Annotated in this window: 9 protein-coding genes and 3 tRNA genes; 10 read left to right on the top strand and 2 right to left on the bottom strand. The window is 73.8% G+C overall.

Annotated elements, in window-relative coordinates:
• Positions 1-23: 23 nt before the first annotated feature.
• The 5 genes from ACFW1A_RS00325 to ACFW1A_RS00305 all read left to right on the top strand — a co-directional run bounded on the left by ACFW1A_RS00325 (position 24) and on the right by ACFW1A_RS00305 (position 3,317).
• Positions 24-1,844, top strand: a complete 1,821-nt coding sequence (locus ACFW1A_RS00325) for an LCP family protein (RefSeq protein WP_380401460.1) — start codon at positions 24-26, stop codon at positions 1,842-1,844.
• Positions 1,845-1,934: 90 nt separating this feature from the next.
• Positions 1,935-2,378, top strand: coding sequence for a ribosome silencing factor (rsfS, locus tag ACFW1A_RS00320; protein ID WP_380401458.1), 444 nt, complete (start codon positions 1,935-1,937; stop codon positions 2,376-2,378).
• Complete coding sequence (locus tag ACFW1A_RS00315) at positions 2,375-3,022, top strand: histidine phosphatase family protein (RefSeq protein ID WP_380401589.1); 648 nt, start codon at positions 2,375-2,377, stop codon at positions 3,020-3,022. The genes rsfS and ACFW1A_RS00315 overlap by 4 nt, the downstream gene beginning before the upstream one ends.
• A gap of 112 nt (positions 3,023-3,134) precedes the next feature.
• Positions 3,135-3,207: transfer RNA gene (locus ACFW1A_RS00310), tRNA-Ala, on the top strand.
• Between the two features lie 37 nt (positions 3,208-3,244).
• Positions 3,245-3,317: transfer RNA gene (locus ACFW1A_RS00305), tRNA-Ala, on the top strand.
• Between the two features lie 46 nt (positions 3,318-3,363).
• Here the strand turns inward: ACFW1A_RS00305 and ACFW1A_RS00300 are convergent.
• Entirely contained in the window at positions 3,364-4,293 is a 930-nt protein-coding gene (locus ACFW1A_RS00300; RefSeq protein ID WP_380401455.1) for a helix-turn-helix transcriptional regulator, read from the bottom strand.
• 102 nt (positions 4,294-4,395) lie between these two features.
• Here ACFW1A_RS00300 and ACFW1A_RS00295 point away from each other — a divergent pair, with 102 nt between their 5' ends.
• Together ACFW1A_RS00295 and ACFW1A_RS00290 are read left to right on the top strand one after the other, a co-directional pair.
• A complete protein-coding gene (locus ACFW1A_RS00295) occupies positions 4,396-5,862 on the top strand; it encodes an MFS transporter (protein WP_380401453.1) in 1,467 nt (488 codons plus the stop codon).
• A 123-nt stretch (positions 5,863-5,985) separates the two neighbouring features.
• A tRNA-Ala gene (locus ACFW1A_RS00290) sits at positions 5,986-6,058 on the top strand.
• Positions 6,059-6,132: 74 nt separating this feature from the next.
• On the opposite strand, the gene ACFW1A_RS00285 is transcribed toward ACFW1A_RS00290, so the two are convergent.
• Complete coding sequence (locus tag ACFW1A_RS00285) at positions 6,133-7,410, bottom strand: MFS transporter (RefSeq protein WP_380401450.1); 1,278 nt, start codon at positions 7,408-7,410, stop codon at positions 6,133-6,135.
• Positions 7,411-7,601: 191 nt separating this feature from the next.
• On the opposite strand from ACFW1A_RS00285, the gene ACFW1A_RS00280 reads away from it, so the two are divergent.
• The 3 genes from ACFW1A_RS00280 (at position 7,602) to leuS (ending at position 13,121) form a co-directional block, all read left to right on the top strand.
• Complete coding sequence (locus ACFW1A_RS00280; protein WP_380401447.1) at positions 7,602-8,900, top strand: hypothetical protein; 1,299 nt, start codon at positions 7,602-7,604, stop codon at positions 8,898-8,900.
• Positions 8,901-8,950: 50 nt separating this feature from the next.
• A complete protein-coding gene (galE, locus tag ACFW1A_RS00275; protein ID WP_380401444.1) occupies positions 8,951-9,940 on the top strand; it encodes a UDP-glucose 4-epimerase GalE in 990 nt (329 codons plus the stop codon).
• 292 nt (positions 9,941-10,232) lie between these two features.
• The gene (gene leuS, locus ACFW1A_RS00270; protein ID WP_380401441.1) at positions 10,233-13,121 is read left to right on the top strand and encodes a leucine--tRNA ligase; all 2,889 of its coding nucleotides are present in this window, start codon (positions 10,233-10,235) and stop codon (positions 13,119-13,121) included.
• The last annotated feature ends 4 nt before the right edge of the window (positions 13,122-13,125 follow it).

Here is a 13,125-nt window from a genome sequence, read left to right as displayed (position 1 = left end):
ACGGGAAGACCGAGAGGGACGGCGTGACCGGAACGGCAGACCGCAACGGGCCCGAGGACGACGACTGGTCCACCGGGCAGTACCCGCACGCCCACCCGCAGCAGCAGCCGTACGGCTACGAGCAGCAGGGCTACTACGAGCAGGGCTACCAGCAGCCGCAGCAGCAGCCGTACGGCTACGAGCCGCAGCCGGGGTACTACGAGCAGGGCTACCAGCAGCAGTACCAGCAGCCCTACCAGGAATCGGTCTACCAGCAGGGCTACCAGCAGCAGCCGGGCGGCTACCCGCAGGAGTACCCGCCGCAGCCGGCCGAGTACCAGCAGGAGTACCAGCAGCCCGACTACCGGCAGCAGGGCTACCCGCAGGCCTACCAGGGCGGCTACCAGGAGCAGGGCTACCCGCAGGCCCCGGCCGCGCCGGTCGCCGCGCCGCCCGCCCCGCCCGCCGCCGAGCCCGCGCCGGCCCCCGCCCCGCCCCGCCCGCGCCCGGTCCCGGCCGCCAGACCGGCCGCCGCCCCGGAGGTCCGCGAGGAGCCCTCCGAGCAGGTCGGCGGCCGCCGCAACCTGGCCAAGCAGGCCCCGCGGGGCGACCAGGACTCCTATCAGACGGGCGAGTTCACCTTCGTCGACGAACCGGCGGAGGAGACCGAGGACGTCATCGACTGGCTGAAGTTCGCCGAGTCGCGCACCGAGGTCCGGGCCGAGCGCCGCCGCCGGCTGCGCAAGCGGCTGGTCGGCGGCGCGGTGGCGCTGGCGCTGCTGGCCGGCGGCACCGGCGGCTACCTCTGGTACACCGGCGCGATCGGCGGCCAGACCGCGGCCAAGGCGACCGGCGGCCGCAACGTGGTCGTGGTGCACCTGCACGACCTGCAGGGCAAGGTCAGCTCGGTGCTGCTGGTCAACGACGCGGGCGGCAACAAGGCCTCGGTGCTGCTGCTGCCCGACACCCTGCAGGTGCCCGGCACCGACTCCGGCACGATGCCGCTCAGCCAGGAGGCCGCCAGCCAGGGCGCCGCGCCGACCCGGGACGGGCTGGCCAACCTGCTGGGCGCCCCGGTGGCCGGCACCTGGCGGCTGGACACCCCGTACCTGCAGCTGATGGTCGACCAGCTCGGCGGGATCAGCGTGGACACCGACGTCCAGCTGACCGGCCCGGACGGCAAGGTGCTGGTGGACAAGGGCAACCAGCGCACGCTGAACGGGCAGGGCGCGGTGGCCTTCGCCGTCTACCAGGCGCCCGGCGAGAGCCGCGACGCGCAGCTCGCCCGGTTCGGCAAGGTGCTGGCGGCGCTGATCAAGGCGATGCCCGGCGCGCTGGCCGACGCCACCGACGTGGTGCACAAGGTGGGCGCGGTGCCCGACCCCTCGCTGCCGGAGAACGCGCTGGCCGGCCTGCTGGCCCAGCTCTCCGCCCAGGCCGGCGCGGGTCGGCTGACCACCAACGAGCTGCCGGTCAAGGCCGACGGCACGGTGGACGAGGCCAAGGCGGCGCCACTGGTCAAGGACGTGCTCGGCAGCACCGTGCACACCGCGGCCGCGACCGGCGGCCCGGCCCGGGTGAGCATCCTGGACGCCACCGGGAGCACCGCCACCACGCTCGCCGACGCGGCCCAGGCCCAGGTGGTCAACGCCGGCCTGACCTTCGTGCCCGGTGCCGGCAAGGCGACCCCGCAGGCGACCAGCGAGATCCACTACACCGACGACGCCCGCGCGGACGCCGCCCGGTCGCTGGCCACCACGCTGGGCCTGCCCGCGACGGCCGTGAAGAAGGTCACCGACGCCCAGACCAGTGACCTGGTGCTGGTGCTCGGCAAGGACTACCAGGCCCCCAAGGCGGTGCAGTAGCGCGCCGGGGCCCGGTAATCCGGGCGGTCCGGTCCCGGTGGCGTGAGATCCTGGTGGGGGAATCCCATGCCACCGATCCGGAAGAACACCGTGACTGCAACCGAACGCTCACAGGAACTCATCAACGTGGCGGCCCAGGCGGCCGCCGACAAGCTCGCGCACAACGTGATCGCCTTCGACGTCAGCGACGTCCTGGCGATCACCGACGCCTTCCTGATCGCCTCGGCCGCCAACGACCGCCAGGTCAAGTCGATCGCCGAGGAGATCGAGGACCAGCTGCGCGAGCAGCTGGACGTCAAGCCGGTGCGCCGCGAGGGCGAGCGCGAGGGCCGCTGGATCCTGCTCGACTACCTGGACATCGTGGTGCACGTCCAGCACGCCGAGGAGCGCTCCTTCTACTCGCTGGACCGGCTGTGGAAGGACTGCCCGGAGCTGCCGCTGCCGGCCGACGCGACGGCCACCCGCAACCGGCCGGAGGACGCCGCCACCGACGACGCCGGCAATGCCGTCGGCTTCATCCAGGACTTCAGCTGACCAGCCGCGCGGGGGGACCGCGGATCGTCTTCTGGCGGCACGGCCAGACCTCCTGGAACCTGGAGTCCCGGTTCCAGGGCAGCACCGACATCCCGCTGACCGACACCGGCCTGGCCCAGGCGCAGCGCGCCGCCCGGCTGCTCGCCGGGCTGCGCCCGGACCTGCTGATCTCCTCCGACCTGAGCCGGGCGGCGGCCACCGCGGCCGAGCTGGCCCGGCTGAGCGGCCTGGAGGTGCAGCAGCACGAGGGCCTGCGGGAGACCTACGCGGGCAGCTGGCAGGGCCTGACCCACGCCGAGATCAAGGCCCGCTTCCCCGAGGAGTACGCGGCCTTCGGCCGCGGCGAGCCGGTGCGCCGCGGCGGTGGCGAGCTGACCACCGAGGTGGCCGACCGGGCCGTTCCGGTGGTGCTGGCGGCCTTCGACAAGCTGCCCGAGGAGGGCACGCTGGTGGTGGTCAGCCACGGCGGGACGATCCGCACCATGCTGGGCCGGCTGCTCGACCTGGCACCGGCCCAGTGGGAGAGCCTGGGCGGACTGTCCAACTGCTGCTGGTCGGTGCTGGGCCAGGGGGCCCGCGGCTGGCGGCTGTTGGAGCACAACGCGGGCACCCTGCCCGAGCCGGTGATCGGCGACGACACCTGAGCGGGCCGCACGCCGCGGGCGGGATTTCGTCATTCCGGGCCTGACCAGCTAGAGTCTTCCTCGTTCGCAGGAGAGAACGCGGCCCACCGGGCGGCGTGGCTCCTCCGAGTGCGGGGCTGTAGCTCAGTTGGTAGAGCGCTTGCATGGCATGCAAGAGGTCCGGGGTTCAATTCCCCGTAGCTCCACTCCGCACCAGCGGTCCGCGAGGGCCGTGCGTGTCGCGGGGCTGTAGCTCAGTTGGTAGAGCGCTTGCATGGCATGCAAGAGGTCCGGGGTTCAATTCCCCGTAGCTCCACAACGAGTCGAAGGGCGTCTCCCGGTCGGGAGGCGCCCTTCGGCGTTCAGTGGGCGTGGTCGCCGGTCGGCGCGCCGGGGTCGGCCCGCAGCCGCTCCAGCTTCTCCCGGTCGGCCGGGCTCTCCGGGGTGTAGACCGACACGTAGAGCTCCGGGTGGCCGGGCACGGTCAGCTGGGTCGCGCGCAGCCGCAGCACCCCGACCGCGGCGTGCCGGAACACCTTGAGCACCGTCAGCCGCGGCGCCACCTGCTGGTCGGCCCAGAGCTCGCGGAACCAGGGCGAGGCGGCCGACAGCTCGCGCACCCAGTCCTCCCAGGCCGGCTCGCCCACGTGCGAGGCGTAGGCGGCGCGCAGCACGCCGACCAGCCGGGGCAGCTCCTCGTCCCGGTTGACGAACGGGTTGCAGCAGTCCGGCGCGGTGAAGGCGCACCAGAGCGAGTTGCGCCGGCCGTTGGGCGCGGTGCGGCGGGTGGCGCCGGGGAAGAGCGCGTCGTAGGCGTCGTTGAAGCCCAGCACGTCGAAACGGCGGTTGCTGAGTGCGGCCGGCATCGGGGACAGCCCGTCCAGCACCACCTGGATCACCGGGTCCACGGTCGGGCAGAGCCGGCCGTCCGCCTCGACGACGGCCACCCCGGCCAGCGTGAACAGGTGGTCGCGCTCCACCTCGTCCAGCAGCAGGGCACGGGCCACGGCGGTGAGCACCTGCTCGCTGGCGTTGATCGGGCGCCCCTGTTCCAGCCAGGTGTACCAGGTGACCCCGACCCCGGCGAGCTGCGCGACCTCCTCGCGCCGCAGGCCGGGGGTGCGGCGGCGCAGACCGGGCGGCAGGCCGACGTCGTGCGGGGCGACCCGGGCCCGGCAGGCCTTGAGGAAGGCGGCCAGCTCGGTGCGCCGGGCCCTGGCCGGTCCGGCGGCGGGGGTGGGGGCGGGGAGCACGGGCGGCGCGGCGGCGGCGCGGTGGTCGAGCACGGTCATGGCACCATCCTGACGCAGTGTCGGCCGTGGTGTCGGGTAGTGCGAGTACCAGGATCGGCAGGCTCTAACCACCAGTATCGATGCCCGGCGAGGCTGGTGGGCATGACGGACCTCCTGCTTCGACGGCGCCGGGCCGCCGCCCGGACCGAGCCGCTCGCCGACCCGCCCGGGGACGGCCCGGCCCGGCCCGGACTGCTGCTCGCGCTGATCCTCACCGGCCAGTTCATGGCGGTGCTGGACGTCTCCATCGTCAACGTCGCGGTGCCCACCATCCGGCTCGACCTGCACGCCTCCGGCGCTGCCCTGCAGCTGGTGATCGCCGGCTACACCATCGTCTACGCGGTGCTGCTGATCACCGGCGCCCGGCTCGGCGCCCGGTTCGGGCACCGCCAGTTCTTCCAGCTGGGCCTGGGCGTCTTCACCGCCGCCTCGCTGGCCTGCGGCCTGGCGCCGGGCACCACCAGCCTGATCGGCTTCCGGCTGCTGCAGGGCCTGGGCGCCGCCCTGATGGTGCCCCAGGTGATGAGCCTGATCCAGCGCACCTTCACCGGCGCGGCCCGGACCCGGGCGCTGGGCGTCTACACGGCGGTGCTGGCCGGCGGCAGCGTGGTGGGCCAGGTGGTCGGCGGGCTGCTGGTCAGCGCCGACCTGTTCGGCTCCGGCTGGCGGCCGGTCTTCCTGGTGAACGTGCCGATCGGGGTGCTGCTGCTGGTCGTCGGCCACCGGCTGCTGCCGCACCACCCGGTGGACCGGACCCGCCGGTTCGACCTGTTCGGGCTGCTGGCGCTGGCGGTGGCGATCGGCCTGCTGGTGGTGCCGCTGGTGCTCGGGCGGGAGCTGCACTGGCCGCTGTGGTGCTCCCTGATGCTGGGCGCCTCGGTGCCGGCCTTCGCGGGGTTCGTGTTCGAGGAGCGGCGGATCGCGGCGCACCACGGCCAGCCGCTGATCCACGGCCGGGTGCTGCGCTCGCCGGGGCTGGCGCCGGCCGCCGGGGCGATCTTCCTGATCATGTTCGCCTTCTCCGGCTTCATGTTCTCGTTCGCGCTGCACCTGCAGGCGGGTCTGGGCAACAGCGCGCTGCGGGCCGGCCTGCTGTTCGGGCCGCTCGCGGTGGGCTTCGGGCTGGCCGGGCTGCACTGGCACCGGCTGCCCCGGCGGCTGCACCTGTCGCTGCCGGTGCTGGGCCTGGCGGTGGTGGCACCCGGCTACCTGGCGCTGGGTCTGCTGCTGCGCTCCGGCGGTCAGTTGGGCCCGGTCGGCGAGCTGCTGCTGGTGGTGGTCGGGCTCAGCTCGGGCTGCGCCTACAGCCCGCTGTTCGCCCGCGCGCTGAGCCGGGTGGCGCCGACCGACGCGGCGGACGCCAGCGGGGTGATGGTGACCCTGATCCAGCTCGGCCAGGTGGTCGGGGTCTCGCTGCTCGGCACCGTCTTCCTCAGCGGGGTCAGCTACCCGGCGGCCCGCTCGGCCTCCGGCCACGCGCTGGTGGTGACCTGCACGGTGGTCGCCGCGGCGATGGCGCTGGCGGCCGGCTTCGCCTTCCGCACCCGGCGGGCGGCCGCCCCGGAGTAGTCCCGGTCCCGGTACCGGCCGGTCGCGGCCGGTACCGGGATATGGATTCGTGAACCACTCGGCGGACCGTGTAAAGTAAGACATGTCGCCGCGGGAAACCGGGGGCGGCAAAAATATGCACACGGGGCTGTAGCTCAGTTGGTAGAGCGCTTGCATGGCATGCAAGAGGTCCGGGGTTCAATTCCCCGTAGCTCCACGCACACGGATGGCCGTCTCCCTCGGGGAGGCGGCCATCCGTCGTTGACGCGCGCTCAGTCCGGCGCGGCGGCCTCAGACCCGGCGCGGCGCGCCCGGGGCGCGGGCCAGTCGGGGCAGCACCGCCGCGAGCACGGTGACCGCGCCGAGCGCCAGGAAGGCCGCCCCGTACGAGGAGCGGGCGGCCAGCTCCGCCACCGCGAGCGGCCCGGCGATCCCGGCCAGGCTCCAGCCGACCAGCATCAGCCCGTACACCGCGCCCGCGTGCGCCAGCCCGAAGAACTCCGAGGCGGCGGCCGGCATGGTGGCGAAGCCGCCGCCGAAGCAGAGGCAGACCAGCGCCGCCAGCGGCAGGAAGAGCGCGGGGGAGGAGACCTGGGAGAGCGCCACCAGGCAGACCCCCTGGGTGGCCAGCATCAGCACGAAGGCGGTCATCAGCCCGGTCCGCCCGGACAGCCAGCCCCACAGCGGCCGCCCGACCGTGTTGAACACGCCCAGCACCCCGGTCAGCACGGCGGCCATGGTCGGGCTCAGCCCGGTCAGGCTGCCGGCCGCCGGCGCCACCACCGAGAGCATGCTGATCCCGGCGGTGGTGTTGCAGAACAGGATCAGGGTCAGCAGGTACCACTGCCGGGTGCGCAGCGCCTGGGCCGGCCGGTAGCCGGTGGCCGTCCGCTGCGCGGGGAGCGCCACCGGCCGCGGCGGGTCGGCGAAGAAGGCCGCCCCGGTCAGCGTGGTGACCAGGAAGACCACGCCCAGCACCAGCAGCACCCGGGCCGGATCGGCCGCGAAGTGCGCCACCAGCACCCGGTACAGCGGCGCGCTGAGCACCGAGCCCAGCCCGAAGCCCCCGGTGGCCACCGCGGCCGCCAGCGCCCGGTGCCCGGGGAACCAGCGCTGCAGCATGGTGGTCGGCACGATGTAGCCCAGGCCCAGGCCCACCCCGCTGATCCCGCCGTACCCGAGCAGCACCAGCCAGAAGTCCTGCCGCCCGTGCGCGCAGCCGGCCACCAGCATGCCGCCGGCGTACAGCAGTCCGGCCAGCACCGCGATGCCGCGCGGCGGCCGGCGGCCCATCAGCAGCCCGCCCAGCACGGTGCCGAGGAAGACCAGCGCGTGCGCGGCGGCGAACGGCAGCCCGGCCTCGTCCCGGCCCAGCGCGAAGCCGTTGCCGGGCGCCTGGAAACCGGCGGACAGGATGCTCCACGAGTAGACCGAGCCGTAGGCCAGTTGGTTGAGCACCACGGCGCCGGCCAGCAGCGCGCGGCGCCGGCCGATCCGGCGCCGCCGCGAGACGGTCGGCGGACCGGCCGCGGTGCGGGCGGGTCGGGACAGCAGGGCAGGTGGACGCACGGGGGTCACCGCTTCCGGGGGAGGTGGGCTTGCCGGATGTCCTACGCTGAGTGACCGCGACGGGTTACGTGGAACGTCGGTTACCGCGCCGGACCTGGTGAAAGTGCTGGACCGTTCGGCCGTGTCGACTACGCTGGGTGATTTCCGGGGCGTGGTGCCCAAGACCGGCTACCGCCCGCTACCGTCGGGCCATGGCCGATCTCGCGCGCATCCGCAACGAAGAGCTCGCCCGGATACTGCATCAGCTCGCCTGGAGCCCGGAGCGGTTGGCCCGCGAGGTCAACCTGGTGCTGCCGCCGGGGCTGGCGATCAGTCAGACCGCCCCGTACAAGTGGCGGGACCGGGGCATGGTGCCGCGCGCGCCGCACGACCAGGCGGTCTGCGAGGTGCTGAGCCGCGCGGTCGGCATCGCGGTCACCTACGAGCAGCTGTGGGGCCGGATGGGCAGTCAGCGCGGCGCCAAGGTGCTCTCGGCCCGGCTGCTCACCGACCCGTGGACCGCCGACACCGCGCAGATCGCGCTGCGCGAGGCCGGTCTGCAGGTGGCCCCGGTCCGGCTGACCGACCTGTTCCGCGGTGACGAGCTGGCCCGCGCGGCGCTGCACTGGGCCGCCCCGCCGCCGCCGGTCACCGGGGGCACCGGCGCGCTGGCGGTCACCGAGGCGCAGCTGGCGGACCTGCGCCGCAGCTGCCAGGGCAAGCGCCGGCTGGCCCGGGCCTGCGGCGGCGGCCTGGTGCTGGAGCCGGCCCGGGCGGAGCTGGCGATGGTGGGCAAGCTGCTCGAACTGGGCGACTACGCGGAGCAGCCCGAGCTGGGGCGGCAGCTGTACGCGGTGGCCGGGCGGCTGGCCCGGCTGGTCGGCTGGGCCGGGGCGGACCTGGGGCAGGAGGCGGCGGCGCAGCGGGCGTACGTGGCGGCACTGCGGGCCGCGCACGTGGCGGGCGAGCCGTCCCTGGGGGTCTCCGTGGTGGGGAGCCTGGCGGTGCAGCTGGCGTACCACGGGGCCGGTCGCGGCCTGGACCCGGCCGAGCTGCTGGACACCGCGCTGGCGGCGGCCGGCAGCCGGCTGACGCCGGGTCAGCAGGCTCGCCAGCTGGGCCGGCTGGCGCTGGCGCACGGGCGCAACGGGGACCGGGCGGCGGCCGAGCGGGCGGCCGAGCAGGCGTTCGCCGCGCTCCCGGCGGACGGGGACCGGGCGGAGCTGGCCGGACTGGTCGGCGGGGCCTGGCTGTTCCTGGCCGAGCACGAGCGGGCCCGGCCGCTGCTGGCCGAGGCGGTGGCCGGGGTGACCACCGCCCGGGCCCGGGCGCTGCTGCTGGTGCGGCTGGCCGACTCCTACCGGCGCACCGGCGACGTCGAGCGGGCCACCGCGATGGCCCGGCGGGCCCGGGAGCTGGCGGCCGGCATGCAGTCCGGGCTGGTGGCCCGGGTGCTGCGCGAGTTGGACGGCGCGCTGCACGCGGGCGCCGGGCCGGGCCGCGAACGGTAACGGTTAGGCTGCGGCCGATAGACCGGATCGAGAAAGGCGCTCACCACTCCATGAAGGTTCTGATCTCCGGCGGCGCCGGCTACATCGGCAGCACCGTCGCCTCCGCCTGCCTGGCGGCCGGCCACACCCCCGTGATCCTGGACAGCCTGGTGACCGGTCGGCGCGAGTTCACCGAGGGCCGGATCTTCTACCGGGGCGACATCGCCGACGGCGCGCTGCTGGACCGGATCTTCGCCGAGCACCCGGAGATCGAGGCCGCGGTGCACTGCGCCGCGCTGATCGTGGTGCCGGAGTCGGTCGCCGACCCGATCGGCTACTACCGGGCCAACGTGGCCAAGAGCCTGGAGTTCGTCGGCCACCTGGTCCGCAACGGCTGCGAGAAGATGATCTTCTCCTCCTCCGCCTCGATCTACCGCGAGGGCGAGGACTTCAGCGTCGACGAGCAGGCCGTGGTGGCCCCGCAGAGCCCGTACGCGCGCACCAAGGCGGTCTGCGAGGCGATGTTCGCCGACATCGCCGCCACCCAGCCGGTCCGGGTGCTGTCGCTGCGCTACTTCAACCCGATCGGCGCCGACCCCGAGCTGCGCACCGGCCTGCAGGTGCGCCGTCCGACCCACGCGCTGGGCAAGCTGATCGAGGCTCAGGAGGAGGGCGTGCCGTTCACCATCACCGGGGTGGACTGGCCGACCCGGGACGGCTCCGGGATCCGCGACTACGTGCACGTCTGGGACCTGGCCAAGGCGCACGTGGCGGCGCTGGAGCGGTTCGACCAGGCGCTGGAGGGCGGGCGCTCGGCGGCGATCAACCTGGGCACCGGCACCGGGACCACCGTGCGCGAGCTGGTCGCGGCCTTCAACAGCGTGGTGGACGTCCCGGTCGAGGTGACCGAGGCCGCGCTGCGCCCGGGCGACGTCGCGGGCGCCTACACCCGCAGCGACAAGGCCAAGCGGCTGCTCGGCTGGGAGCCGGCGCAGAGCATCGCCGACGGGATCCGCGACTCGCTGCGCTGGGCCGCGGTGCGGGACGAGCGACTGGGCTGACCGCCCGTCGGCCGCGGCGGGGCGGGCCGGAATCCGGCCCGCCCCGGAAGTCCCGGGGTCCCCGCTGGCGCCCTGCGGTACCCTATGGCCATGCGAATCGTGCGCCTGCTCCTTAGCCGGCCGCGCTGACCAGGACCGGCCGGGCCGAGCGGGCTGAGGCCGGAGTCGGCGTGGCGTCCCCTCCTGCGAGGGGCTTTTTTGTTTCCCGGGCCGATCCGCCCGGCGCGCAGGCCCCTTCTCCGGCCGCTCAGCTGACGATTCGCAACCTGACACGATGGAGCTTCGAAGGACCATGAGCGAGACGACCCCTGCCTCCGGCGCCGCCGAGGCCACCACCGAGCCGTTCCGGTACACGGCCGCCCTGGCCGCCGACATCGAGTCCCGCTGGCAGGACACCTGGGAGAAGGAGGGCACCTTCAACGCCCCCAACCCGGTCGGTCCGCTGGCGCCGGAGACCGGCGGGGCCGGCGCGGTCGCGCAGAAGCCGCACAGCTTCATCATGGACATGTTCCCGTACCCGTCCGGCTCCGGCCTGCACGTCGGCCACCCGCTGGGGTACATCGCCACCGACGTGTTCGCCCGCTTCCAGCGGATGACCGGGCACAACGTGCTGCACACGCTGGGCTACGACGCCTTCGGCCTGCCCGCCGAGCAGCACGCGGTGGCCACCGGCGTGCACCCGCGGGTCTCCACCGAGGAGGCCATCAGCAACATGCGCAGCCAGCTGCGCCGACTGGGCCTGGGCCACGACGCCCGCCGCTCGATCTCCACGATCGACCCGGACTACTACCGCTGGACCCAGTGGATCTTCCTGCAGGTCTTCAACTCCTGGTACGACCCGGCGGCGGACGCCGCCCGGCCGATCGGCGAGCTGATCGCCCGCTTCGAGTCCGGCGAGCGCGCCACCCCGGACGGCCGGGCCTGGTCCGAGCTGTCCGCCGTGGAGCGGGACGAGGTGCTGGGCGAGTACCGGCTGGCCTACTCCAAGGAGGTGCCGGTCAACTGGTGCCCGGGCCTGGGCACCGTGCTGGCCAACGAGGAGGTCACCGCGGACGGCCGCTCCGAGCGCGGCAACTTCCCGGTCTTCAAGTCCAAGCTGCGCCAGTGGATGATGCGGATCACCGCGTACGGCGACCGGCTGATCAACGACCTGGACCAGCTGGACTGGCCCGAGGCGATCAAGCTGCAGCAGCGCAACTGGATCGGTCGCTCCGAGGGCGCCCGGGTGGACTTCCCGGTCGCCGGGGATCGGGCGATCACCGTCTTCACCACCCGCCCGGACACCCTGTTCGGCGCCACCTACATGGTGCTGGCCCCCGAGCACGAGCTGGTCGACTCGATCGTCCCGGCCGCCTGGCCGAGCGAGACCCACCAGGACTGGAAGGGCGAGGCGCACACCCCGGCCGAGGCGGTCGCCGCCTACCGGGCCGCCGCGGCCGCCAAGTCGGACGTCGAGCGGCAGATGGACGCCAAGGTCAAGACCGGTGTCTTCACCGGTGCCTACGCGACCAACCCGGTCACCGGCAAGCCGGTCCCGGTCTTCATCGCCGACTACGTGCTGATGGGCTACGGCACCGGCGCGATCATGGCCGTGCCCGCGCACGACCAGCGCGACTTCGCCTTCGCCCGGGCCTTCTCGCTGCCCATGGTGTGCGTCGTGGAGCCGACCGACGGCCGCTCCCCGGACCCGCACGCGTGGGACGAGGCCTTCGACAGCTACGACTCGGTCATCGTGAACTCGGCCGGCGACGGCGTCGCGCTGGACGGCCTGGGCGTGGCGGAGGCCAAGCGCACCGTCACCGCCTGGCTGGCCGACCGCGGCATCGGCGAGGGCACCGTCAACTACCGCCTGCGCGACTGGCTGTTCAGCCGCCAGCGGTACTGGGGCGAGCCGTTCCCGATCGTCTACGACGAGGACGGCGCGATGCACGCGCTGCCCGAGTCGATGCTGCCGGTCGAGGTCCCCGAGGTGGAGGACTACTCGCCGCACACCTACGACCCCGACGACGCCGCCAGCACCCCGAAGACCCCGCTGTCGCGCAACGAGGCCTGGGTCGACGTCGAGCTGGACCTGGGCGACGGGGTCAAGCGCTACCGCCGCGAGACCAACACCATGCCCAACTGGGCCGGCTCCTGCTGGTACGAGCTGCGCTACGTGGACCCGGTGAACTCGGCCGAGGTGGTCGCGCCGGCCAACGAGGCGTATTGGATGGGCCCGACCGAGCAGAAGCCGCACGGCGGTGTCGACCTGTACGTGGGCGGTGCCGAGCACGCGGTGCTGCACCTGCTGTACGCGCGGTTCTGGCACAAGGTGCTGCACGACCTGGGCCACGTCTCCTCGGTCGAGCCGTTCCACAAGCTGTTCAACCAGGGCATGATCACCGCCGACGTGTACCGCGACGCGCGCGGCTTCCCGGTGCCGGCCGCCGAGATCGAGGAGGTGGACGGCGGCTACGTCTGGCAGGGCCAGTCCGTCACCCGCGAGGCGGGCAAGATGGGCAAGTCGCTGAAGAACGCGATCGCGCCGGACGAGATCTGCGCCGAGTACGGCGCCGACACGCTGCGGCTGTACGAGATGTCGATGGGCCCGCTGGACGTCTCCCGTCCGTGGGACCCGCGCGCGGTGGTCGGTTCCTACCGCTTCCTGCAGCGGCTGTGGCGCAACATCGTCTCCGAGGAGACCGGCGAGCTGGTGGTCACCGACGAGCCGGCCGACGAGGCGACCCTGCGGGTGCTGCACAAGGCGATCGACGGGATCCGCTCGGACCTGGCCGGGATGCGGTTCAACACCGCCGTGGCCAAGGCGATCGAGCTGAACAACCACCTGGTCAAGCGGGGCAGCACGCCGCGCGAGGTGGCCGAGGCCGCGGTGCTGCTGGTCGCCCCGCTGGCCCCGCACGTCGCCGAGGAGCTGTGGCGCCGACTGGGCCACGGCGACTCGCTGGCCTTCGCCGACTTCCCGGTGGCGGACCCGGCGCTGGTGGTGGACGAGACGGTGACCTGCGTGGTCCAGGTCAAGGGCAAGGTGAAGGCCCGGCTGGAGGTGCCGCCGAGCATCTCGGACGCCGAGCTGGAGACGCTGGCGCTGGCCGACGCGGCCGTGGTCGCGGCGATCGGCGGCGCGCCGGTGCGCAAGGTGATCGCGCGGGCACCGAAGCTGGTGAACATCGTCACCGGATGACGCG

This window comes from Kitasatospora sp. NPDC058965 (assembly GCF_042741245.1).
Classification (GTDB): domain Bacteria; phylum Actinomycetota; class Actinomycetes; order Streptomycetales; family Streptomycetaceae; genus Kitasatospora.
This window is presented reverse-complemented; position numbering and strand designations above follow the sequence as displayed.

Excerpts from the sequence above, each read along its gene's own strand:
- ACFW1A_RS00300 (WP_380401455.1), bottom strand. The coding sequence starts at position 4,293 with ATGACCGTGCTCGACCACCGCGCCGCCGCCGCGCCGCCCGTGCTCCCC.
- ACFW1A_RS00295 (WP_380401453.1), top strand. The coding sequence starts at position 4,396 with ATGACGGACCTCCTGCTTCGACGGCGCCGGGCCGCCGCCCGGACCGAG.
- ACFW1A_RS00280 (WP_380401447.1), top strand. The coding sequence starts at position 7,602 with ATGGCCGATCTCGCGCGCATCCGCAACGAAGAGCTCGCCCGGATACTG.
- galE (WP_380401444.1), top strand. The coding sequence starts at position 8,951 with ATGAAGGTTCTGATCTCCGGCGGCGCCGGCTACATCGGCAGCACCGTC.
- leuS (WP_380401441.1), top strand. The coding sequence starts at position 10,233 with ATGAGCGAGACGACCCCTGCCTCCGGCGCCGCCGAGGCCACCACCGAG.